21 protein-coding genes and 1 pseudogene are annotated in these 21960 nt (G+C 68.4%); 14 read left to right on the forward strand and 8 right to left on the reverse strand.

Annotated elements, in window-relative coordinates; genetic code table 11:
• Positions 1-37: 37 nt before the first annotated feature.
• Positions 38-511, forward strand: coding sequence for a pyridoxamine 5'-phosphate oxidase family protein (locus SY26_RS05015; protein WP_045999481.1), 474 nt, complete (start codon positions 38-40; stop codon positions 509-511).
• Here the strand turns inward: SY26_RS05015 and SY26_RS05020 are convergent.
• On the reverse strand, positions 493-1242 hold the full coding sequence (locus SY26_RS05020) for a carboxylesterase (protein ID WP_045999482.1): 750 nt from the start codon (positions 1240-1242) through the stop codon (positions 493-495). The two genes, SY26_RS05015 and SY26_RS05020, sit on opposite strands and share 19 nt — an antisense overlap.
• A complete protein-coding gene (locus SY26_RS05025; RefSeq protein ID WP_045999483.1) occupies positions 1239-2528 on the reverse strand; it encodes an MFS transporter in 1290 nt (429 codons plus the stop codon). The genes SY26_RS05020 and SY26_RS05025 overlap by 4 nt, the downstream gene beginning before the upstream one ends.
• A 116-nt stretch (positions 2529-2644) precedes the next feature.
• On the opposite strand from SY26_RS05025, the gene thrS reads away from it, so the two are divergent.
• From thrS to SY26_RS05050, 6 genes and pseudogenes are all read left to right on the forward strand, one after another.
• Positions 2645-4591, forward strand: a complete 1947-nt coding sequence (gene thrS, locus SY26_RS05030) for a threonine--tRNA ligase (RefSeq protein ID WP_045999484.1) — start codon at positions 2645-2647, stop codon at positions 4589-4591.
• A 191-nt stretch (positions 4592-4782) separates the two neighbouring features.
• Positions 4783-4989: a cold-shock protein gene (locus tag SY26_RS05035; protein WP_042244736.1), complete on the forward strand. Its 207-nt coding sequence runs from the start codon at positions 4783-4785 to the stop codon at positions 4987-4989.
• 74 nt (positions 4990-5063) lie between these two features.
• A pseudogene (locus tag SY26_RS05040) lies at positions 5064-6104 on the forward strand (AMP-binding protein); the annotation flags it as partial.
• A gap of 126 nt (positions 6105-6230) precedes the next feature.
• Complete coding sequence (locus SY26_RS22135; protein ID WP_369799398.1) at positions 6231-6527, forward strand: hypothetical protein; 297 nt, start codon at positions 6231-6233, stop codon at positions 6525-6527.
• Entirely contained in the window at positions 6524-7147 is a 624-nt protein-coding gene (locus tag SY26_RS05045) for a DsbA family oxidoreductase (RefSeq protein ID WP_045999485.1), read from the forward strand. Before SY26_RS22135 ends, SY26_RS05045 begins: the two co-directional genes overlap by 4 nt.
• 61 nt (positions 7148-7208) lie before the next feature.
• Positions 7209-8429 (forward strand): multidrug effflux MFS transporter, encoded by a 1221-nt coding sequence (locus tag SY26_RS05050; protein WP_045999486.1) that lies wholly within the window; start codon positions 7209-7211, stop codon positions 8427-8429.
• A gap of 96 nt (positions 8430-8525) precedes the next feature.
• On the opposite strand, the gene SY26_RS05055 is transcribed toward SY26_RS05050, so the two are convergent.
• From SY26_RS05055 to SY26_RS05065, 3 genes are all read right to left on the reverse strand, one after another.
• Positions 8526-9299: an ATP-binding cassette domain-containing protein gene (locus SY26_RS05055; RefSeq protein WP_045999487.1), complete on the reverse strand. Its 774-nt coding sequence runs from the start codon at positions 9297-9299 to the stop codon at positions 8526-8528.
• Positions 9296-10351 (reverse strand): ABC transporter permease, encoded by a 1056-nt coding sequence (locus SY26_RS05060; protein ID WP_045999488.1) that lies wholly within the window; start codon positions 10349-10351, stop codon positions 9296-9298. Before SY26_RS05060 ends, SY26_RS05055 begins: the two co-directional genes overlap by 4 nt.
• Positions 10352-10424: 73 nt before the next feature.
• Positions 10425-11447, reverse strand: coding sequence for a sugar ABC transporter substrate-binding protein (locus SY26_RS05065; RefSeq protein WP_369799399.1), 1023 nt, complete (start codon positions 11445-11447; stop codon positions 10425-10427).
• A gap of 125 nt (positions 11448-11572) precedes the next feature.
• Between SY26_RS05065 and SY26_RS05070 the strand changes: the two genes are divergently transcribed.
• The 4 genes from SY26_RS05070 (at position 11573) to SY26_RS05085 (ending at position 15933) form a co-directional block, all read left to right on the forward strand.
• Complete coding sequence (locus tag SY26_RS05070; protein ID WP_052715129.1) at positions 11573-12697, forward strand: ROK family transcriptional regulator; 1125 nt, start codon at positions 11573-11575, stop codon at positions 12695-12697.
• A gap of 153 nt (positions 12698-12850) precedes the next feature.
• On the forward strand, positions 12851-13471 hold the full coding sequence (gene rpsD / locus SY26_RS05075; protein WP_045999490.1) for a 30S ribosomal protein S4: 621 nt from the start codon (positions 12851-12853) through the stop codon (positions 13469-13471).
• Between the two features lie 450 nt (positions 13472-13921).
• A complete protein-coding gene (gene hisC, locus SY26_RS05080) occupies positions 13922-15010 on the forward strand; it encodes a histidinol-phosphate transaminase (protein ID WP_045999491.1) in 1089 nt (362 codons plus the stop codon).
• Positions 15007-15933, forward strand: coding sequence for a prephenate/arogenate dehydrogenase family protein (locus SY26_RS05085; RefSeq protein ID WP_045999492.1), 927 nt, complete (start codon positions 15007-15009; stop codon positions 15931-15933). The genes hisC and SY26_RS05085 overlap by 4 nt, the downstream gene beginning before the upstream one ends.
• On the opposite strand, the gene SY26_RS05090 is transcribed toward SY26_RS05085, so the two are convergent.
• Positions 15930-16937, reverse strand: coding sequence for a DUF2125 domain-containing protein (locus SY26_RS05090; RefSeq protein WP_045999493.1), 1008 nt, complete (start codon positions 16935-16937; stop codon positions 15930-15932). The two genes, SY26_RS05085 and SY26_RS05090, sit on opposite strands and share 4 nt — an antisense overlap.
• Before the next feature lie 62 nt (positions 16938-16999).
• On the opposite strand from SY26_RS05090, the gene SY26_RS05095 reads away from it, so the two are divergent.
• From SY26_RS05095 to SY26_RS05105, 3 genes are all read left to right on the forward strand, one after another.
• Complete coding sequence (locus SY26_RS05095; protein ID WP_045999494.1) at positions 17000-17545, forward strand: gamma-glutamylcyclotransferase; 546 nt, start codon at positions 17000-17002, stop codon at positions 17543-17545.
• 222 nt (positions 17546-17767) lie between these two features.
• Positions 17768-18916, forward strand: a complete 1149-nt coding sequence (locus SY26_RS05100; protein ID WP_045999702.1) for a hypothetical protein — start codon at positions 17768-17770, stop codon at positions 18914-18916.
• Positions 18917-18920: 4 nt separating this feature from the next.
• Positions 18921-20609, forward strand: coding sequence for a peptidoglycan -binding protein (locus SY26_RS05105; protein WP_045999495.1), 1689 nt, complete (start codon positions 18921-18923; stop codon positions 20607-20609).
• On the opposite strand, the gene SY26_RS05110 is transcribed toward SY26_RS05105, so the two are convergent.
• Both SY26_RS05110 and SY26_RS05115 read right to left on the reverse strand, forming a co-directional pair.
• On the reverse strand, positions 20606-20944 hold the full coding sequence (locus SY26_RS05110) for an SMR family transporter (RefSeq protein ID WP_045981174.1): 339 nt from the start codon (positions 20942-20944) through the stop codon (positions 20606-20608). The two genes, SY26_RS05105 and SY26_RS05110, sit on opposite strands and share 4 nt — an antisense overlap.
• Positions 20941-21945 (reverse strand): YihY/virulence factor BrkB family protein, encoded by a 1005-nt coding sequence (locus tag SY26_RS05115; RefSeq protein WP_052715130.1) that lies wholly within the window; start codon positions 21943-21945, stop codon positions 20941-20943. Before SY26_RS05115 ends, SY26_RS05110 begins: the two co-directional genes overlap by 4 nt.
• Positions 21946-21960 lie beyond the last annotated feature (15 nt).

Consider the following 21960-nt stretch of genomic DNA (forward strand, 5'->3'; position numbering starts at 1 on the left):
GCGATCGCCGCCTGATGCGGCACGAAAGGATCGCAGGATGACCGACCACAATCACCAGTTCTGGAGCCGTCTGGACGACATCAACAGCGGCATGCTGGGTGTGACCCAGGATTCGCGGCTTGTTCCGATGTCGCATTATACCGACCGCAAGGTCGGCGTGCTGTGGTTCATCACCGCCAAGGACACCGACCTGGCCCGCAGCGTGGCATCGGGTCCGCAGGATGCGATGCATGTGGTCAGCGATGGCGGCCAAGGCCTTTACGCCCGCATCCACGGCACCCTGTCCCTGTCCGACAACCGCGCCAAGCTGGACGAGCTTTGGAATGCGGTCGCCTCCAGCTGGTTCGAGGATGGCAAGCAGGACCCCGACGTCCAGCTGCTGCGTCTGGACCTGACCGAGGCGGAAGTCTGGGCCACCGGCGGCAGCATGGCCTTCCTGTACCAGATCGCCAAATCCAAGATCACCGGCGACAAGCCCGACATGGGCGACCACTATTCCCTGACGTTCTGAACGACCTCCTCGATCGTCGCGACGATCAGGTCCAGACAGTCGGGCGAGGAGAACCGGTGATCGGCCCCCTTGACCAGGGTCAGCCGCAGATCCTCGCCCGACGCGTGATCCAGCAGGTCCATCGCCCAGGACACCGGCACATCCGCATCCGCTGTCCCCTGCAGCATCCGCGCCGGAAAAGGCAGCGAAAGCAGCTGGTTCAGCACCAATTGGTCGCGGCCATCCTCGATCAACCGGCGCGTCAGGACCAGCGGCTCTCCGTACTCGCTTGGCAGGGCAATGCGGCCGTCGCGCGTCAGCGCCTCGCGTTGGCCGGGTGAAAACCCGGCCCAGAACCCGCGTTCGGTGAAATCCGGGGCCGCGGCAATCGTGACAAGCCCGGCAACGCGGTCCGGGATCGTTCGTGCCATCAGCAGGCTGATCCACCCGCCCATCGACGATCCGACCAGAACCTGCGGGCCCTGTGTCAGCGCCTCGATCGCTGCACGGGCATCGGCGGCCCAATCCCCGATGCAGCCCTCCTCGAACGCGCCGTCGCTGGCGCCGTGCCCGGAATAGTCGAACCGCAAAAAGGCACGCCCCTGCGCCGCCGCCCAGTCCCGCAGATGGACCGCCTTCGACCCCTGCATGTCGGACCGGAACCCGCCCAGGAACACGATGCCGGGGCCCTGCCCTTCCAGGCGATCGTAGGCGATGCGCCGTCCCGTATCCGTCGTCAGATAATCCGTCATTCGCTCACCTCGTCCAATCCCCATGCGACCCAGGCCCCAAGGGCCGACGCCGCAGCAAAGGCGGCCACCGCCCATTGTGCGCCCAGCACCGCCAGCCCCGCAGAGGCGGCGCCGGCCACCAGCAGGACGACACCGACCACCAGGTTCGACACCGCGGTATAGGCGGCGCGCTGATCATCGGGCGCCATGTCGACCAGATAAGTCGTCCGCCCCTGCCGCACGCCGTGATAGGCGATCATCAGGCCGAACAGAACCACCGCGATCGCGCCCGTCACCTGTGCCAGCCCCATCGCCGCCAGAACCAGGGCCGCACCCAGGGCGATTGCCCCCGCGACGCCCGACCAGATCAGCACCCGGCGGGCCGACCGGTCCGACATCCGCCCCCAGACCCAGGACGACAGCAGGGATGCCAGCGCCGATGCCAGCACCAGAAGGCCCAGCTGACGGTCTCCTTGCCCCGCCGCGGCCAGCACCAGCAGATAGGGCGGTGCCAAGGCCGACCCCACCAGCAGCGACCGCGCGACGATGAACCGAGCCAGCTGTCCATCCTCGCGGACCAGACGCAGCTGGCCGATGGACTGCGACAGGCTCAGCACCTCCTCACGCGGCTGCGCCTCCTCGTCCAAGGTCGCAAAGATCGCGCCGCCCAGGATCCAGGCGACGCCCGCCAGCGCCACCGCGCCGATGACCAGCACCGCCCGGTCCAGCGGCTGCCACAGCAGCAGGCCCGCAAAGACGATGACCCCCGCGGCGCCCACGCTGCTGGCGAAACCCGTAGCCGCGCCGCGCCGCGACTTGCCCACCGTCTTGCCCAAGACATCCTTGTAGCTGGCCGAACAGACCGACCGCGCCAAGGCCAGCACCGCCAGGGCTGCGATGATGGCCCCGCCCGCGGCCGGCCCCTCCATCGTCAGGGCGATGCCCGCGATGGCCAGCGCCGCCAGACCCTGCACGACGCTGCCCACGGCCCAGGCCCATTTGCGTCGCGGCAAAGCGCCGATGGCCCCTGCGGTGAACAGTTGCGGCAGCAGCGACCCAGCCTCTCGGACGGGCACCAGCAGGCCGATCACGCCCGCCCCCGCACCCAAATGGGTCAGCAGCCAGGACAGAACCAGTTTCGCGTCGACCAGCCCGTCGGCCAGTTTCGACGCCGCCAAGGAAAGGATGTGGCGCAGGAAGTTGCGCGGCTCGACCCGGCTCTGGGCGTCGGACAGGCCGCCGTCACTGTCGGCGTCCTCGACCAGACGCTCGAACAGTTGCTCCTCGAAATCGCTGTGGTGGCTCATGCTGGCTTCCCGTGTGTTGCCGTAATCTTGACTAATCGCGCGGGCACGTCCATGCCTGCCCGACCATAACCCGCAACCGGGCGTTCCGTGGGCGCCAAACCGACGAGGAGGACAACATGTCCCAGATCACCCTCACCTTTCCCGATGGCAATGCGCGCGACTATCCCGCCGGCGTGACCGCCGCCGAGGTCGCCGAGAGCATCGCGCCCAGCCTTGCCAAGCGCGCCATTTCCGCCAGCCTGGACGGCAGCCACATCGACCTGGCTTGGCCGATCACCGCCAGCGGCCAGATCGCCATTCATTCGATGAAGGACGAGGCGCAGGCGCTGGAGCTGATCCGCCACGATTTCGCCCATGTGATGGCCCGTGCGGTCCAGGCGATCTGGCCCGACGTCAAGGTCACCATCGGCCCGGTCCGCGACCACGGCTGGTTCTATGATTTCGACCGGGCCGAACCCTTCACTCCCGACGACCTGGGCGCGATCGAGGCCAAGATGAAGGAGATCATCAACGCCCGCGAACCCGTCCGCACCGAGATCTGGGACCGCGACCGCGCGATTGCCCATTACAAGGCGGCGAACGAGCCCTTCAAGCTGGAGCTGATCGACCGCATCCCCGAGGGCCAGGACCTGCGCATGTACTGGCACGGCGACTGGCAGGACCTGTGCCGCGGTCCGCACCTGCAGAATACCGGCCAGCTGCCTGCCGATGCCTTCAAGCTGACCCATATCGCCGGGGCCTACTGGTTGGGCGACGCGACGCGACCCATGCTGCAGCGCATCTATGGCGTGGCCTTCCGCAACCGCGACGACCTTAAGGCGCACATGACGATGCTGGAGGAGGCCGCCAAGCGCGACCACCGCAAGCTGGGCCGCGAGATGGACCTGTATCACATGCAGGAGGAGGCGCCGGGCCAGGTGTTCTGGCACCCGAACGGCTGGAACATCTATACCACGCTGCAGGACTACATGCGCCGCAAGCAGCGCGCCGACGGCTATGTCGAGGTCAACACGCCCCAGGTCGTCAGCCGGAAATTGTGGGAAGAATCAGGGCACTGGGAGAACTATCAGGAAAACATGTTCATCGTCGAGGTTGACGAGGAGCATGCCAAGACCAAGACGATCAACGCCCTGAAGCCGATGAACTGCCCGTGCCACGTTCAGATCTTCAACCACGGCCTGAAATCCTATCGCGACCTGCCGCTGCGCATGGCCGAGTTCGGGTCCTGCAACCGCTATGAACCCTCGGGCGCGCTGCACGGCATTATGCGCGTGCGCGGCTTCACCCAGGACGACGCCCACATCTTCTGCACCGAGGACCAGATCGAAGCCGAGACCAAGAAGTTCATCGACTTCCTGGCCGGGATCTATGCCGATCTGGGCTTCGAGGGCTGGCGGATCAAGCTGTCGACGCGCCCCGAAAAGCGCATCGGCACCGAGGAAAGCTGGGACCGGGCCGAGGCCGCCCTGGGCAACGCCTGCAAGGCCGCGGGCCATGACTATACCGTGTTCCCCGGCGAGGGCGCGTTCTACGGGCCGAAGCTGGAATTCGTGCTGACCGATGCCATCGGTCGCGACTGGCAATGCGGCACGCTGCAGGTGGACCCCAACCTGCCGGAACGTCTGGATGCTGAATATGTCGGTGCCGACGGGCACAAGCACCGGCCCATCATGCTGCACCGCGCGGTGCTGGGCAGCTTCGAGCGCTTCATCGGCATCCTGATCGAGAACAGCGCGGGCAAGCTGCCCTTCTGGCTGGCGCCGCGTCAGGTGGTCGTGGCCTCGATCGTGTCGGATGCGGACGCCTATGTGCACGAGGTCGTGGCCGCGCTGCGTGCGCAGGGCATCCGCGCCGAGGCCGACATCCGTAACGAAAAGATCAACTACAAGGTCCGCGAACATTCGGTCGGCCGCGTTCCGGCGATCCTGGCCATCGGCATGAAGGAGGTCGAGGACCGCACCGTCTCGCTGCGCCGCCTGGACGCGCAGGGCAGTCGCACCGTGACCTTGGACCAGGTCGTGGCCGATCTGGCGGCCGAGGCCACGCCCCCGGACCTGCGCTGAACCCCGCCTGCGTCAAACGCGGCACCACGGGGCCGCGTTTGACTCTTGCGTTTTGCAACGATTCGGGCATCCTCTCAGTCGCGTGAGCGAAGACTTTCTACCGCCTCCCTCTTGGGCAGCCGGAAGACCGAAAGCGGGCTGCACGGCCTGGCGCAATCCTGCGTCGGGATGACTTGAAGGAGAATACGGTTATGGCGACCGGAACGGTAAAATGGTTCAACTCGACCAAGGGCTTCGGCTTCATCGCGCCCGATGACGGCGGCAAGGACGTGTTCGTGCACATCTCGGCCGTGGAGCGTGCCGGGCTGACGGGCCTTCAGGACAACCAGAAGATCGCATTCGAGCTGCAGTCCGGCCGTGATGGCCGCGCCTCGGCCAGCGATCTGAAACTGCTCTGATCCGCCATCGCGCGTGATCCGGACGGCCCGTTCGCGCGGGCCGTTTTTTATTGGGCGACAGGCAGGACGCAGGAATGAACCTGGCCGAACATGTGCTGCGGGCAGGGCAGGCTGTCCCGGACCACCAGGCCTTGGTCGTCATGGGCCCTGACGACGCGCAGGTCTGGACCCACGGCGATCTGCGCCGCGCAGTGCTGGGCACGGCCACGGGCCTGACACGCGCGGGCCTGCGCCCGGGCGACCGGCTGCTGATGCGGCTGGCGAACCGCCCGGCCTTTCCCATCGCCTATCTGGGGGCCATCGCTGCGGGGGTGATCCCGGTGCCGACCTCGGCCCAGCTGACCGGGGCCGAGATCACGCGCATCGCTGCCCGCATCGCACCCGCGATGATCGTGGCCGGCGCGGGCGTGCCCCTGCCCGACCATCCCGCCCCCGTCCTGACCGAGGGCGACCTTGACGGCATTGCCACGCTTCCCCCGGCCGATTTCGCCCAAGGGTCCGCGGATCGCTTGGCCTATATCGTCTTCACCTCGGGCAGTTCTGGCCAGCCCCGGGCCGTCATACACGCGCATCGCGCGATCCTGGCGCGGCAGGCGATGATGGCGGGCTGGTACGGGCTGCGCGCCGACGATCGCCTGCTGCATGCCGGGGCGTTCAACTGGACATTCACCCTTGGCACCGGGCTGCTGGACCCGTGAACCCTGGGGGCGACGGCATTGATCCCCGCCGACGGCAGCCCGATCGAACGCATCCCCCTGCTGGCCGCGCGTCACGGCGCGACGATCCTGGCCGGGGCGCCCGGTGTCTTTCGCCGGATGCTGCGCGCGGACTGGCCGCCGATTGCCACCCTCCGCCACGCCCTGGCCGCCGGAGAGCGGTTGGACCCCGGCCTGCGCACCGCCTGGACCGCCCGCACCGGCACCGACCTGCACGAGGCGATGGGCGCCTCCGAAATCTCGACCTTCCTTTCGGGCAGCCCGTCCCGGCCCGCGCCCCACGGCACGGCGGGCTTTCCGCAGCCCGGCCGTCATGTCGCGATCCTGGGCGACGATGGCCCCCTGCCGCCGGGACAGCCGGGCGCGCTGGCGGTCCGGCGCGACGATCCGGGCCTGTTCCTGGGCTATCTGGACGATCCCGACGCGACGCGCGCCTGCTTTCGCGGCGACTGGTTCGTGACCGGCGACATGGCGCAGGCCGATGATCGCGGCGCGATCACGCTGCTGGGGCGGGCCGACGACATCATGAATGCCGGCGGCTTTCGCGTCGCCCCGCCCGAGATCGAGGATCACCTGGCCAGCCATCCCCATGCGGGTGACGTGGCGGTGGCGGAACTGCCCACCGCGCCGGGGGTCAGCATCGTCGCGGCCTTCTGGACCGGTGCCGCGACGCCTGACCAGATGCAGGCTCTGGCCGAGGCCGGCCTTGCCCGCTACAAGCAGCCCCGCGCGTGGATCCCGTTGGACGCGCTGCCGCGCACGCCCACCGGCAAGATCAACCGCCGCGCCCTGCGCGAGGCGCATCGCAAGGACCGACCATGACCCGCCTGGACATCTTCGCCGATCCCGTCTGCCCCTGGTGCCTGATCGGCAAGGTCGAACTGGATCGCGCCCTGGAAAGCCGCCCCGATCATCCCTTCGCGATCACCTGGCACCCGTTCCGCCTGAACCCCGCCATGCCGCCCGAAGGGATGGACCGCGTGGCCTATCTGCGGGCCAAGCTGGGCGATCAGGTCGATGCCGCCGCGCGCGCGCTGGCGGAACGCGCCGCGGCCCTCGGCCTGACGCTGAACCCCTCGCCGCGCGAACCCGACACGACCGATGCGCATCGCCTGATGCACTGGGCCGGGCTGGAAGGTGCACAAGGCCGGGTGATGGCCGGCCTGCTGCGGGCGCATTGGCAGGATGCCCAGGACATCGGCGATGCGTCCGTCCTGTCGGCGATCGCCGGGGCGGCCGGCATGGACCCTGCCCTGACCGCGCGCCTGCTGGCCAGCGACGCCGACCGCGACGAGGTCGCCCGTCGCGAATCGCACGCCCGACAGCGCGGGATCTCGTCGGTCCCGACCTTCATCGTCGCGGATGCCCATGCGGTCAGCGGCGCCCAGCCCGCTGAATTGTGGCAGAGCGTCATCGACGAGATCATGGCAGCATCCCGTTAGCGTCAACTTGCAGACTCTGCAAGATGGGCCTATCTGAGGGTCTGACCCAACCGGTGACCCCATGACAGACGTTTCCCACCCCGGGCTTGCGCAACAGCAGCGCCTGCCCCTGCCCGAATTCATCGCGATGCTGGCATTCCTTTTCGCCACCATCGCCTTTTCCATCGACGCGATGCTGCCTGCATTGCCTGACATCGCGGCGGACCTGACGCCCGACAACGTGAACCGCGCCCAGCTGATCCTGACCACCTTCGTGGCCGGGATGGGACTTGGCACGCTGTTCGCGGGCCCGCTATCCGACGCGCTTGGCCGCAAGCGCACGATCACCATCGGCTTTGGCATCTACATCGCCGCGACCATCGCCGCGATCTATGCCGATTCGCTGGAGCTGCTGCTGGTCGCGCGCTTCGTGCAGGGCCTGGGCGCCGCGGGTCCGCGCATCGTGGGCCTGGCCCTGGTCCGCGACCTCTATGAAGGGCGCGAGATGGCCCGGATCAGCAGCTTCGTCATGATGATCTTCATCATGATCCCGGCTGTGGCGCCGACGCTTGGTGCGGGGATCATCGCGATCTCGGACTGGCACGGGGTGTTCCTGGCCTTTATCGCCTTCGCTTTGATCGGCGCATTGTGGCTGAACATCCGCCAGGCAGAGACGTTGCCCCCCGCCGCCCGCCGTCCCCTGCGCATCGGCACCCTCTATGCCGCCGCGCGCGAGGTCCTGTCCGACCGCCAGGTGATGCTGGCGACGCTGATCCTGACGCTCGGCTTCGGGCAGATGTTCGGCCTGCTGTCCTCGGCCCAGCAGCTCTTCGGCGAAACCTACGGCAAGGGAGAGAACTTCCACCTTTGGTTCGCCGCCATGGCGCTGCTGTCGGGGTCGGGAACAGTGCTGAACGCGACCTTCGTGATGCGCTTCGGCATGCGGCGGATCGCGAAATGGGCCTATGTGATGCAGACCATCGTGTCGGGACTGGCGCTGACGCTGATCCTGTCCGGCGTGCTGCCGCAGGGATTGGAATTCCCGGTTTTCTTCTTCTGGGCGGTCAGCGTGTTCTTCATGGCCGGGGTGACCTTCGGCAACCTGAACGCGCTGGCGCTGCAGCGCATGGGCCATATCGCCGGCATGGCTGCATCCATCGTCGCGGCGATCTCGACGCTGGCGGCGGTGCTGATCGCAGCACCGGTGGGACTGCTCTACAACGGCACGGCGATCCCGGCGATCACGGCGACGCTGATCTGCTCGGGCCTGGCCTGGGCGCTGATGCGGCGGCTGAACGACTGAAGACGGGCGGGGGCCTTGCGGTCCCGCCCGTTCGTCATGGAACCGCCCGCGGGGGGTCCGGGGGGCTGGCCCCCCGGCCGCCGCGGGACGCAAGGCTCAGGCGGCAATCCCTTCGGGTGCGCGCGCGCCGGTCATGTAGGCCACGGCATCCGACATCGAATGTTGCTTGGGGTCGATCACGCACAGCCGCTTGCCCAGGCGATGGATGTGGACGCGGTCCGCCACCTCGAACACGTGCGGCATGTTGTGGCTGATCAGCACGATCGGGATGCCCCGCGACCGCACGTCCTGGATCAGGTCCAGCACCCGGCGGCTTTCCTTGACGCCCAGGGCGGCGGTCGGCTCGTCCAGGATGATCACCCGGCTGCCGAAGGCCGCCGCCCGCGCCACGGCGACGCCCTGGCGCTGACCGCCGGACAGGGTCTCGACGGGCTGGGCGATGTTCTGGATCGTCATCAGGCCCAGTTCGGACAGCTTGGCGCGGGCGAAATCGTCCATCGCCTGTTTGTCCAGCATCCCGAACCACTGGCCCATGATGCCCTTCTTGCGGATCTCGCGCCCCATGAACATGTTGTCCGAGATCGACAGCGCGGGCGACAGGGCCAGCGTCTGATAGACCGTCTCGATCCCCATCTTGCGGGCATCCAGCGGGCTGTCAAAGCTGACCACCTGACCGTTCAGCCGGATCTCGCCCTCGTCGGGCTTGACCGCGCCCGAGATGGCCTTGATCAGGCTGGACTTGCCGGCGCCGTTGTCGCCGATCACGGCCAGGATCTCGCCGGGATACAAATCGAAGTCGGCATGATCCATGGCAGTCACGCGGCCATAGCGCTTGACCAGGTTGCGGGCGGTAAGCAGCGGCTCGGTCATGACGACACCTTTCTGATCCATTGGTCGATGGCGACGGCGAAGATGATCAGCCAGCCGGTCGCAAACAGCTGCCACAGCACGTCCACACCCGCCAGCCGCAGGCCCGAGTTGAACACGCCCACGATCAGCGCCCCGATCAGCGGCCCCACGATCGACCCGCGCCCCCCGAACAGCGAGATGCCCCCGATGACCACGGCCGTGATCGATTCCAGGTTCGCCTCGAAGAACGACGTCGGGCTGATCGACCCCACGCGACCGATGGACGACCATGCCGCCAGGCCGCAGATCAGGCCCGCCACGACATAGACCGACAGCAGCACGCGCTTGGTCTGAATGCCGGCCAGCGCGGCCGATTCCGGGTCGTCGCCGACCGCATAGACCCGCCGCCCCCAGGCGGTATAGTACAGCGCATAGAACAGCACCGCGAACACGACCAGCATCAGCACCACGCCATAGGTCAGCACGGCGCCGCCCAGGTTGAACCGGGTGCCGAAGAACTTCAACAGCGGCGCGTCCATGTCCAGGGTCTGGCTGCGGATCGTCTCTCGACCCGACAGGTAGTAGTTCAGCGCCAGGAACACGTTCCAGGTCCCAAGCGTGGTGATGAAGGGCGGCAGCTTCAGCCGCGTGACCAGAAAACCGTTCAGCGCGCCGGTTCCCGCCCCGCAGGCCAGGCCGACCAGGATGGCGATCGGGACCGGGATGCCGAAGTTGACCGCCAGCTGCCCCATCACGACCGAGATCAGCACCATGACCGCGCCGACTGACAGGTCGATGCCCGCGGTCAGGATGACCAGCGACTGCGCCGCCGCCAGCGTGCCGACGACGGCCACCTGCTGCAGGATCAGCGACAGGTTGAACGCCGAGAAGAAGTTGGGAGAGATCAGCCCGAAGGCGATCAGCGACAGGACCAGCACGATGACCGGAACCATGGTGGGATACTGGTGCAGGAAATGCTGCACCCGGTCCAGCGTGCTGCGGTGACGATGGTCGAACTGCGCGACCTTCTCACCGGCAACGCGCTCGACCACGGGATCGGGGGTGTCGGACATCGGGGACCTCGTGGCGTGTCACGGAAGGCGACGGCGGCCAACCCGCCGTCGCAACGTCATGCGGCGGGGGGCATCAGCCCCAGCACTGCTCCAGGCCTTCGGCCACGCTGATCGACGGCACGCCCTCGACCGGCTTGTCCGTGACCAGGTTCACGCCGGTGTTGGTGAAATCCAACCCTTCGCTGGTTTCCGGCTTGGTGCCGTCGGCGGCAAAGGCCGCGATGGCCTCGATGCCCATCGACGCCATCAGCAGCGGATACTGCTGGGCGGTGGCGCCGATCACGCCCGCCTCGACGTTCTGGACACCGGGGCAGCCGCCGTCGATCGACACGATCAGGGCGTTCTCTTCCATGCCGAAGGACTTCAGCGCCTCATAGGCGCCGGCCGCGGCCGGTTCGTTGATCGTGTAGACCAGGTTGATCGCCGGATCGCGCTGCATCAACGCCTCCATGGCCTGCTGACCGCCTTCCTCGTTGCCCGAGGTGACCTCGTGGCCGACAATGCGGGCATCGTCCTCGTCACCGATGACGTTCTCGTCCTTCACGTCGATGCCAAAGCCCGCCATGAAGCCCTGATCGCGCAGCACGTCGACCGACGGCGCGCTGGCCGACAGGTCCAGCATGGCGATCTTGGCATCCGCCGCAGCATCGCCCATCTGGCCCGCGGCCCAGGCGCCGATCAGGCGGCCCGCCTCGCGGTTGTCGGTGGCAAATGTCGCGTCGGCTGCATCGATCGGGTCCAGCGGCGTGTCCAGCGCGATGACCAGGATCCCCGCCTCGCGGGCCTGGCCCAGCGATTCGGTGATGGCCTTGGTGTCGGACGCGGTGATCAGGATGCCCTTGACGCCCGCCGCGATGCAGCTTTCGACGGCCTGCTGCTGGGTCTCGTGGTCGCCGTCGATCTTGCCGGCAAAGGTCATCAGCTCGATGCCCAGCTCCGCGGCCTTGGCGGTGGCGCCTTCCTTCATCTTCACGAAGAACGGGTTGATGTCCGTCTTGGTGATCAGGCAGGCCTTGGTGGCCTCTTGCGCTTGGGCAAAGCCTGCCGACAGGGCAAGCGCGGACACCGCGACGGATGCGCGGATAACGGTTTTGATGGTCACTTGACTAACTCCTCCAGCACGACGGTTCCTCGGCCGTCTTGATGTTACAAAGCACCAGAAGATTGCGCTTGTCAATAAATCAATCATGTTGATTAATGCGATTCAGGAGGACGGAACCCATGCCCCTAGATCGTGACGGCCCCGGCGCGCTCAGCCGGAACGAACGGCTGATCCTGTCGCTGATCCGACGGCGGGGACCGATGCCGCGCGCGGCGCTGGCGCAGCTGACGGGGCTGTCGGCACAGTCCATCACCAACCTGACGCGCAAGCTGATGATGGCGGGCTATCTGGACGCCGGTGCGGTGGTGCGGGGGAAGGTCGGCCAACCCTCGACCCCGCTGGCGCTGGCCCCGGACGGGGCGTGGTTCCTGGGGCTCAAGATCGGACGCCGGCTGGTCGAACTGGCGCTGGTCGATTTCGCAGGCCGCGTGCGCATGCACCGCCAGGAGGTCTATGCACACCCCACCCCCGACCGCGTGCTGGCATTCGCACGTCAGGGGCTGGACACGATGACCGCATCGCTGGACCCCGGCCAGCGTGCACGTCTGATGGGCCTGGGTGTCGCGACCCCCTATCGGCTGTGGGACTGGGGCCAGGAGATGGCCGACTGGCTGGACCACGACCTGCAGGCCGAACTGTCGCGCAGCCTGCCCGTCCCGATCTTCGTGGAAAACGACGCCACCACCGCCTGCGGGGCAGAGCTGATCTTCGGCAAGACCGACCTGCCGCGGGACTTCATCCACATCTACATCGCCCATTTCGCGGGCGGCGGGATCGTCCTGGACGGCGTGCTGCGCCACGGCCCGACCCGCAACGCGGGCGCCCTGGGGTCGATGCCCATCCCGGTCGTGGGCGCACAGGGCGGCCAGCTGCTGGAAAAGGCCTCGGTTTCGGCGCTGGAGGCCCTGATCGGGCGGTCCCTGCCGCCCGACGATTCGGGCTGGGACGTTCCCGCCGGGATAGAGGCAGAATGGGCCGACCAGGCGGGCCGGGCACTGGCCTTCGTCGCGCTGTCGGCGGTGGCTCTGGTCGATCTGCCGCTGGTGGTGATCGACGGGGCGGTGCCGCCCGCGACGCGCGCGCGGTTGGCCCAGGCGACCCGCGCGGCGCTGGAGGGGATGCCGACCGCCGGCATCGACCGTCCCCAGGTGATCGAGGGATCGCTTGGCCGCAGCGCGCGCATCCTGGGGGCCGCGGGGCTGCCGCTGGCGCATTTCTTTCAGCCGGACGGAGCGCTGGACTAGGGCGATTGCGGTTGACACCGGGGCCTGCGCGTCTATACGGCACGCTTCGTTGGTGTTGGTGGACCCCGCAAGGGGAACCCTGTCAGGCCCCGGATCGCAAGAACCCTGGGCCAAAGGACAACGCCCTTCGCAACCTGTTGAAGGAGATCAGCCGTGACCAAACGCACGTCTGCCAAGTACAAACTCGATCGCCGCATGGGCGAGAACATCTGGGGCCGCGCCAAGTCGCCCGTCAACCGTCGCGAGTACGGCCCCGGCCAGCACGGCCAGCGCCGCAAGAACAAGCTGTCGGACTTCGGCACCCAGCTGCGTGCCAAGCAGAAGCTCAAGGGCTACTACGGCGACCTGACCGAAAAGCAGTTCCGCCGCATCTATGCCGAAGCCGAGCGGATCCGTGGCGACACCGGCGAGAACCTGGTCGGCCTGCTGGAGCGTCGCCTGGACGCCGTCGTCTATCGCTCGAAGTTCGTGGCGACCATCTGGGCCGCCCGCCAGTTCGTGAACCACGGCCACATCCAGGTCAACGGTCAGCGCGTGAACATCGCGTCCTACCGCGTCAAGGAAGGCGATGTCATCTCGATCCGCGAGCGTTCGCGCCAGCTGGCCATCGTGCTGGAAGCCGTCGCCCTGACCGAGCGTGACGTCCCGGACTATCTGGAAGTCGACCACAACAAAATGACCGCGACCTTCGTGCGCACCCCGGCCTTGGGCGACATCCCCTATGCCGTGCAGATGGAACCGAACCTGGTCGTCGAATTCTACGCGAAGAACTGATCTTCGCCAGAACGACCGTCTTTGGGCCGCATCTTCGGATGCGGCCTTTTGCATGGCATTGCACTCATTTTCCCAATTGCCGTTCGATCAGGATCGGCTGGCGGGGCGGCGTTCGTCCCCTTCGGACTGCCGTGATGGCCCGCATCCAGCGCGGACCCTTTGAACTGACCGCCCCGACCAATCCCGGTTCTGGCCGCTTGAGCGGAAACGGGGCTTGGATCGCGCATCCCAGCGGCCATCGGGTCAAATCGGATTGCGGATCTGCGCATCATTGATCGGGACACGGTCATCCGCTGTGGCGGCGATGGCATCGTGCTGCGCCATGTCGACGTCCCGCCAATCAACGCAGCGGATTTCGCCCTTGCCCAAGCATGCGGCACGCGACGGTTTGGGGGCTTTCCTTGGCATCGGCACGGCACTAAACGGGGCCGGACACAAGGATGGACCCCCATGACCCAGACCCCCGTGCAGCCCGGCATCATGGATATCGCGCTTTACGTCAGCGGCGAAAGCACGCTGGCGGGCCGCGACGACGTGCTCAAGCTGTCGTCGAACGAGAACCCGCTTGGCCCCAGCCCCGCGGCCCAGGACGCGTTCCGCAAGGCGGCGGGCGATCTGCACCGCTATCCAGCGACCGATCACGCGGGGCTGCGCGCGGCCATCGGGCAGGTGCACGGGCTGGATCCGGACCGCATTATCTGCGGCGTGGGCTCGGACGAGGTGCTGCAATTCGTGGTTCAGGCCTTTGCCGGTCCGGACGACGAGGTCATCACGACCGAGCACGGCTTTTCGATGTATCCCATCCTGGCACGCATGGTCGGCGCGATCCCGGTGACCGTGCCGGAGGACACGCGCCGGGTCGATGTGGACGCGATCCTGGCCGCGGTGACCGAGCGCACACGCGTCGTCTTCATCGCGAACCCGGCCAATCCGACCGGCACGATGCTGGGCGCGGACGAGTTGCAGCGCCTGGTCGACGGCCTGCCGCCGCAGGTGTTGTTCGTCCATGACGGCGCCTATACGGAATTCGCCGACGGGTTCGACGGCGGCGCGTCGCTGGTCGACCGGCATCCGAACGTGATCATGACGCGGACCTTCTCCAAGGCCTATGGCCTGGGCGGGCTGCGCATCGGATGGGGCTATGCCGCGCGCGCGGTGATCGACGTGCTGAACCGCATCCGCCAACCCTTCAACCTCTCCAACGCCCAGATGGAGGCCGCACGTGCCGCCGTCCTGGACCGCGACTTCACCGACCGCTGCATCGCGCTGAACGCGCGGATGCGCGACCGGATGCGGCAATCGCTGATCCAGATGGGCATCGGCTGCGACGAAAGCTTCGCCAATTTCGTGCTGGCGCGCTTCGACAGCCCCGACACCGCCGCCGCCGCTGATGCGGCGCTGCGCGCGGAGGGCATCCTGGTGCGGCGCGTGGGCGGATACGGCCTGCCGGACGCCCTGCGCATCACCGTGGGCGACGAGGATGCGGTGACCCGCGTCCTGGACTGCCTGGGCCGGTTCATGCAGGAGCGCGCGCAATGACGCAGGTCTATGACAAGGTGGCGCTGATCGGGCTGGGCCTGATCGCGGGATCGATGGCGCATGCCATTCGCGACGGCGGCCTGGCGGGCCGCGTCACCGGCTATGCCCGCAGCCAGGCGACGCGCGACACCGCACGCGAGATCGGCCTGTGCGAGGTCTGCGACACCGCCGCCCTGGCGGTGGCCGGCGCCGATCTGGTGGTGCTGGCCGTCCCCGTCGGCGCCATGGCCGAGGTCATGGCCGAAATCGCGCCCCATCTGGCCCCCGGTGCCACGATCACCGATGTCGGTTCGGTCAAGCAGTCGGTCATCGACGCGGTCGCCCCCTGCCTGCCGGCAGGCGTGCATTTCATCCCCGGCCACCCGCTGGCCGGCACCGAACATTCAGGGCCCCGCGCGGGCTTTGCCAGCCTGTTCCGCAACCGCTGGTGGCTGCTGACGCCGCTGGCCGACACCGACCCGGAGGCGCTTGTGCGGCTGGACCGGCTGATCACCGCGATGGGCGCCAAGACCGACCGGATGGACGCCCCCCATCACGACCTGGTCCTGGCCGTGACCAGCCATGCGCCGCACCTGATCGCCTATACGATGGTGGGGGTGGCCGACCACCTGCGCCGCGTGTCCGGCGAGGAGGTGATCCAGTATTCCGCCGCCGGTTTCCGCGACTTTACCCGGATCGCGGCCAGCGACCCGACGATGTGGCGCGACGTGTTCCTGCACAACAAGGAGGCGACGCTGGACATCCTGGGCCGCTTCACCGAGGAGCTGTTCGTCCTGCAGCGCGCGATCCGCATGGGCGACGGCCAGCAGCTGCACGACTACTTCACCCGCACGCGGGCGATCCGCCGCGGCATCATCGAGGCCGGACAGGACACCGAGGCGCCCGATTTCGGCCGCACCCCCGGCGCCCGACCCGCGGGCTAGATCGCCGGGGCGGGGCCGATCGGCACACCGCCCAGGATCAGCTGGCCATCGCGCATGATGACGGCCACGCGCAGCTCGCCCTCGGCCGCTGCGGGAAAGTCGGGGCCGGGCAGCGCGTCGTCCAGATCCGCCCGCGACAGCTGCGACAGGCCTGCCCGCAGCAGCATCGCGGCCTGCGCCGGGATCAGCCCCAGCTCGGTGGCCATCCCGATCATCGCATCCGCGTCTGCGGAATACAGCGCCACCTGCCCTTCGGCCAAGCCCTGGTCGTCGCGCGACAGGCGACCCACGATGCGCAGGCCGATCGTGTCGGCGCGCAGGTCCAGACCGGCGGTCTGCCAGCCGACGATCTGCGGCGCGGCGTCGCCGCTGACCGTGGGCGTGCCGTCCAGCCAGATCCGCAGCGGCCCCGAGACCGACAGCGGTCCGGGGATCGGACCGGGGTCCAGCCCCAGCTGCGCCAGTCCACCGACGTGCAGGTCGGCCAGCCCCAGATCGAGGTCATAGGCGGCGCGCGCGGGGCGCGGGGCATCCGATCCCAGCCCCGCCAACCGCGCCTGCAGCGACAGGCCCTGCGCCAGGGGCTGGCCGTCCAGCGTCAGGTCGCGGGCCTGCACGTCCAGCCGGTTGGGCGCCATGCCGTTCAGGGGCGACAGGGCCATGCTGGCCACGGGCACCGACAGGCCCAGCTGCATCACCTGCCCGCCTTGGGTCACCGCCGCACCGTCGGGCAGGTCCAGCCGCGCGGTCAGCGGCGATGCCGGCGACAGGAACAGCCGCGCCCAAGGCAGGCTGATGGAAAGCGCCGGGTCCGACCAGGACGGTTCGGACAGCGCGACGCCGATCCGGCGCGGATCGCGCAGGGGCGAAACCGATGCGGCCTGCAGCGCCGGGTCCTGCGCGATCAGTGCGGCCACGCGGTTGCTGGCCAGCGTCTCGGCGCCCAGCCAGCCGCCCGCCAGCAGCGCCAGCACCAGTCCCGTCCCGATCACCATCCCGCGCATGCCCGCCCTGCCCTTTTTTCCCGCCCCGTCCTGCCCTACCTTGTGCCCCGAAAGGACGGACAATGGAACGCATCGATTGGGTCTTCGGCTATGGCTCGCTGATCTGGAACCCCGGTTTCGATCCGGCCGAGGCCGTGCATGCGCGCCTGGCCGGATATGCCCGCAGCTTCTGCCTGCGGTCGATCCAGCATCGCGGGACCGAGGCCGTGCCCGGCCTGGTGCTGGGTCTTGATCCGCAGGACGGCGCCAGCTGCCAGGGCGTGGCCCTGCGCATCCGCCCCCGCGATCACGACCGCGTCCTGGCCGACCTGCGCGCGCGTGAACTGGTGACCGACGCCTATCGCGAGGCGATCCTGCCTGTCGATCTGCAGGACGGTCGGCGGGTGCAGGCGCTGGCCTATGTGATGCGGCGCGACCACTGGCAATATGCCGGCGGCCTGCCCGCCGACGAACAGGCCCGCATCATCGCGCAGGCGCATGGCGGGCGCGGGCCGAATGCCGAATACCTGTTCAACACCGCCGCCCATCTGGCGCAGATCGGCATGCCCGACGACCATCTGGACGCGCTGTCCGATGCCGTCCGGGCGCTGTTGCCGCCGCCCGGCTGACCGGCGCCGTCGGAATGCTTGGCAAGTGAGGCGCCCCGTCCTACAGTCGAGCAAAAGCATCGATGGGACGGGGATTTACCGGTGAGCGATCCGACACATGGCGACCCCAGGGCGCCCTCGCGGCTGACCCTGACGAACCGCCGCATCTCGGCCACGCGGGACAAGGCCCTGATCGGGGCGGCGGGCGCGCCGCGCTTCTCCCAACCGGTGCGGCAGATTCTGATGATGCTGATCGTGCTGGGGCTGGTCCTGGCGGGGGGCTGGTTCGCCTATGGGCGGATCCTGTCCATCTTCGACGCGAACCGCTGGCTGAACGGACTGATCCTGACGGTCTTTGCCCTGGGCGTGCTGGCCTGCTTCTGGCAGGTGGGGCAGCTGACCCGGTCGGTCAGCTGGATCGAACGGTTCGCCGCCCGGCGCCGCGACACCGACCGCAACGGCACCACCCAGGACGAGGCGCCCCGCCTGCTGGCCCCCTTGGCGGCTCTGCTGGGATCGCGCGGGCCCGGAGGAGAGGCGATCAGCGCCAGCGCCGCAAGCTCGATCCTGGATTCGGTCGCGACGCGCATCGACGAGGCGCGCGACATCACCCGCTATCTGGCAAATCTGCTGATCTTTCTGGGGCTTCTGGGCACATTCTACGGTCTTGCGACAACCATCCCGGCGGTCGTGGCGACCATCCGGGCACTGTCGCCTGAAAACGGACAGTCGGGGCTGGACCTGTTCCAGAACCTGATGACGGGCCTTGAATCGCAGCTGGGCGGGATGGCCACGGCATTCTCCTCGTCGTTGTTGGGTCTGGCGGGGTCGCTGGTGGTGGGCCTTCTGGAGCTGTTCGTGACGCACGGCCAGAACCGGTTCTATCGCGAGCTGGAGGAGTGGATGTCGGGCTTTACCCGGATCAGCATCGCCTCGGGTGATGGGGACGGTGTCGATCAGGCGGCACTGGCCGGGTTCCTGGACCAGATGGCGGGACAGATGGACCGCCTGCAGGCCTATCACGCCGAACGCGACGCCATGCGGGACGAGGCCGCGCTGATGGCTGACGAACGCGTCGTGGTCATGGCACAGGCGATCGACGCGCTGGTCCAGCAGGCGCAGGCCGAGCGCGACGCGCCCGATGGCCAGTCCGAACGCCTGACCCAGGCCCTGACGCGGCTGGCCGATCACCAGCCGCCCGCCCCCGACCTGACGCGGCTGGAGGCCGCGCTGGACCGCCTGACCACCGAACTGACCAATGGCCGGAACGAGGCGGTGGCCGATCTGCGCGCCGACATCCTGGTGCTGACCCGCGCGGTCCGCGCCGCGCGCTTTGGCGACCCGTTCCGCGACGACCTGCTGGGCCGCGACCCCGCCCGTGGCGAGGGCTAGACCGATGCGCCTGTCCCGCGGATCATCGGCGCAGCGTTTCTCGTCCACGATCTGGCCGGGCTTCGTCGACGCGATGACGGCGCTGCTTCTGGTGCTGATGTTCGTGCTGACGATCTTTACCGTGGTCCAGGGGGTGCTGCGCGAACAGATCACCACCCAGGACGACACGATCAGCACCCAGGACGAGACAATCACCGATCAGGGTCAGGTCATCTCGCGCCAGGAACGCCAGCTGAACGAACTGGGCGCGCAGGTCGCGTCCCTGGGCCAGGCGCTGAACGCGTCCCAGGATCGCGAGGCCGACCTGACCCGGTCGCTGGAGACCGAGGCCGAGCGTGCCGCCCGGGCCGAGGCCGAGGCCCGCGACCGTGCCGCCCGCATCGCCCGCCTGTCCAGCCAGTTGGCCACCGGAGAGACCCAGCTGGCCGAGGCGCGCACCCGCCTGACCGACTTCGAGGCCGAGGTCGCCACCCTGCTGGCCGAACGCGCGCAGAGCCAGGCGCGGCTGGAAACGTTGGAGACGCAGCTGGATCAGGCAGAGGACCGCGCATCGGCCGCGGAACTGGCCGTCGCGGCCGCCCGGTCCGAGACCGACGCGCAGGCCGAGGCCGCGCGCCTTGCCGCCGCCCGCCGCGACGCGCTGGAGGCGCTGGCCGCGGACCTGCGCGCTCAGGTCGGCCAGCAGCAGGCGCAGCTGGACCGGACCCAGGCCAGCCTGACCGAGGCCGAACAGACCCGGCTGGCCGAGGCCGAGGCCGCAGCCCTGCTGCGCGAGCGGCTGGAGGGGGCGGATGCCGAACTGACCGCCATGACACTGGCCCTGGAGGAGCGTCGCCGCGAGGCGGAGGAGACCCTGACCCTGCTGGCCGCCGCGAATGCCGCCCGCGACGCGGCGGAGACGCAGGCCCAGGCCCAGTTGACCGAGGCCGAGCGTCAGGCCGCCCTGCTGGCCACCGCGCGGGCGGAGCTGGCCGATCAGGAGGACCTGTCGCAGGACAGCCAGCGCCGGGTGGCGGCGCTGAACGAACAGGTGGCGCAGCTGCGCTCTCAGCTGGGGTCGTTGCAGGCGCTGCTGGATGCGGCGGGGCAGGAGCAGGCCGACGCAGAGCTGCGCGTGTCCGACCTGGGCCAGCAGTTGAACGCCGCCCTTGTCCGCGCCGCCGAGGAAACCCGCGCCCGCCTGGCGCTGGAAGAGGAGGCCCGCCTTGCGGCCGAGGCCGAGGCCCAGGACCTGGCCCGCTATCGGTCCGAATTCTTTGGCCGGCTGTCGCAGATCCTATCGGGGCGCGAGGGCGTGCAGGTCGTGGGCGACCGCTTCGTGTTCCAGTCCGAGGTGCTGTTCGCCCCCGGAGAGGCCACCCTGTCCCAGGCTGGCCGTGAACAGGTCGCCGGGCTTGCCACCCTGCTGCGCGACATCGCCGACGAGATCCCGCCCGAGATCGACTGGATCATCCGCGTCGACGGGCATACCGACAACCTGCCCCTGTCGGGGACCGGCCGCTATGCCGACAACTGGGAACTGAGCCAGGCCCGCGCCCTGGCCGTGGTACGCTATCTGTCAGACGATCTGGACTTTCCGGCCGCGCGCCTGGCGCCGACGGGCTTTGCCGACACCCGCCCCATCGCGACCCAGGACACGCCCGAAGCCCGCGCCCTGAACCGCCGGATCGAACTGAAGCTGACCGAGCGTTAGTGCCCGACGGTACGGGAGAACACGTTGATGACGACGACCCCGGCGACGATCAGGCACAGCCCGATCACCGCCGGCAGGTCCAGCCGCTGACCGAACACGACCAGCCCGATCATCGCGACCAAGGCCACGCCGAACGCGCTCCAGATGGCATAGGCCACGCCGAGGGGCAGCACCTTGAGACTGACCGACAGCAGGTAGAAGCTGGCCAGATAGCAGACGGCCATCCCCACCGTGGGCGCCAGGCGCGTGAACTGTTCCGAGCGCTGCAACAGCGTCGTGCCCAGAACCTCCAGCGCGATGGCGAACCCCAAGGGGATGTAAGGGGACAGGGTCATCGGGCCTCGCGCTTCAGGGGACGATCGTCGGGCAAGCCTGCCATATGTTTCAGGTGGCGTTCCAGTTCGGAATTGATCTCGGCCCCGACCAGCACGATCGTCGCGTTCAGCCACAGCCAAGTCATCAGTGCGACCACCGCACCCAGCGATCCGTAGGTCTCGTTGTAATTGCCGAAATTCACCGCGTACCAGGAAAACAGCATAGAGGTCGCGACAAGCGCCAGCCCGGCAAAGACCGCGCCCGGAGAGATCCAGCGCCAGCGTGACTTGGGCGCCGCGGGCCCCCAGCGATAGACCGCCGCCAGCGCCGCGATCAGCAGGCCCAGCATCAGCGGCCACCGGATCACGGCCAGGATCGTCTCGGCCCCCCAGCCGATGGGCAACAGCCGCAGCAGCATGGGCACGACCGCGATCACCGCCAGCATCAGCGCGATCATCGCCAACCCGCCGATGGTGAAGCACATCGCCACCAGGTTCAGGCGCACGATGCCGCGCGTCTCGCGCTGAAAGAATGCGACGTTCAGCGCCGACAGCAGCGCCTTCATCCCGCCATTCGCCGAATAGAACGCGACCAGCAGCGCGACGACCCCGGCCAGGGACAGCGCGCCCGTCGAGGCCGAGGCAATGGACACGACCTGCGCGCGGATGATCTCCAGCGAGCTTTCGGGCAGCAGCGGTTCGATCAGTTCCAGATGGCTCTGGATGGTCGAGGGGTCCGCCCACAACCCGTACAGCGACACGAAGGCGGTGATCGCCGGGAACAGCGACAGCAGGCCAAAAAAGGTGACGCCCCCGGACACCGACGTGACGCGATCGTCGCCGATCTGGCGAAACGTCGACTTCGCGACCGCCAGCAGGTCGGCCCGCGTCATGTCGCGAAGCCCCGGCATCCGCTTGGCGGGCACCGGGGCGGGGTCATCGGCCATCAGGCCGAAACGTCGTTTCGTGTCGTCATCCAGCGGGCCGAACAAGGCGTCGCGATTGCCGGTCCCTTGGGTCATGCGTCGTCCCTGATG

Origin of the sequence: Paracoccus sp. 228, from assembly GCF_000967825.1 — a bacterium.
GTDB classification, from domain to species: domain Bacteria; phylum Pseudomonadota; class Alphaproteobacteria; order Rhodobacterales; family Rhodobacteraceae; genus Paracoccus; species Paracoccus marcusii.

Coding starts and splice junctions, on each gene's coding strand:
- SY26_RS05050 (WP_045999486.1), top strand. CDS start 7,209: ATGACAGACGTTTCCCACCCCGGGCTTGCGCAACAGCAGCGCCTGCCC.
- SY26_RS05020 (WP_045999482.1), bottom strand. CDS start 1,242: ATGACGGATTATCTGACGACGGATACGGGACGGCGCATCGCCTACGAT.
- SY26_RS05015 (WP_045999481.1), top strand. CDS start 38: ATGACCGACCACAATCACCAGTTCTGGAGCCGTCTGGACGACATCAAC.
- SY26_RS05070 (WP_052715129.1), top strand. CDS start 11,573: ATGCCCCTAGATCGTGACGGCCCCGGCGCGCTCAGCCGGAACGAACGG.
- SY26_RS22135 (WP_369799398.1), top strand. CDS start 6,231: ATGAATGCCGGCGGCTTTCGCGTCGCCCCGCCCGAGATCGAGGATCAC.
- SY26_RS05035 (WP_042244736.1), top strand. CDS start 4,783: ATGGCGACCGGAACGGTAAAATGGTTCAACTCGACCAAGGGCTTCGGC.
- SY26_RS05105 (WP_045999495.1), top strand. CDS start 18,921: ATGCGCCTGTCCCGCGGATCATCGGCGCAGCGTTTCTCGTCCACGATC.
- SY26_RS05095 (WP_045999494.1), top strand. CDS start 17,000: ATGGAACGCATCGATTGGGTCTTCGGCTATGGCTCGCTGATCTGGAAC.
- hisC (WP_045999491.1), top strand. CDS start 13,922: ATGACCCAGACCCCCGTGCAGCCCGGCATCATGGATATCGCGCTTTAC.
- SY26_RS05025 (WP_045999483.1), bottom strand. CDS start 2,528: ATGAGCCACCACAGCGATTTCGAGGAGCAACTGTTCGAGCGTCTGGTC.
- SY26_RS05045 (WP_045999485.1), top strand. CDS start 6,524: ATGACCCGCCTGGACATCTTCGCCGATCCCGTCTGCCCCTGGTGCCTG.
- SY26_RS05055 (WP_045999487.1), bottom strand. CDS start 9,299: ATGACCGAGCCGCTGCTTACCGCCCGCAACCTGGTCAAGCGCTATGGC.
- SY26_RS05085 (WP_045999492.1), top strand. CDS start 15,007: ATGACGCAGGTCTATGACAAGGTGGCGCTGATCGGGCTGGGCCTGATC.
- SY26_RS05110 (WP_045981174.1), bottom strand. CDS start 20,944: ATGACCCTGTCCCCTTACATCCCCTTGGGGTTCGCCATCGCGCTGGAG.
- SY26_RS05090 (WP_045999493.1), bottom strand. CDS start 16,937: ATGCGCGGGATGGTGATCGGGACGGGACTGGTGCTGGCGCTGCTGGCG.
- thrS (WP_045999484.1), top strand. CDS start 2,645: ATGTCCCAGATCACCCTCACCTTTCCCGATGGCAATGCGCGCGACTAT.
- SY26_RS05100 (WP_045999702.1), top strand. CDS start 17,768: ATGATGCTGATCGTGCTGGGGCTGGTCCTGGCGGGGGGCTGGTTCGCC.
- SY26_RS05060 (WP_045999488.1), bottom strand. CDS start 10,351: ATGTCCGACACCCCCGATCCCGTGGTCGAGCGCGTTGCCGGTGAGAAG.
- SY26_RS05115 (WP_052715130.1), bottom strand. CDS start 21,945: ATGACCCAAGGGACCGGCAATCGCGACGCCTTGTTCGGCCCGCTGGAT.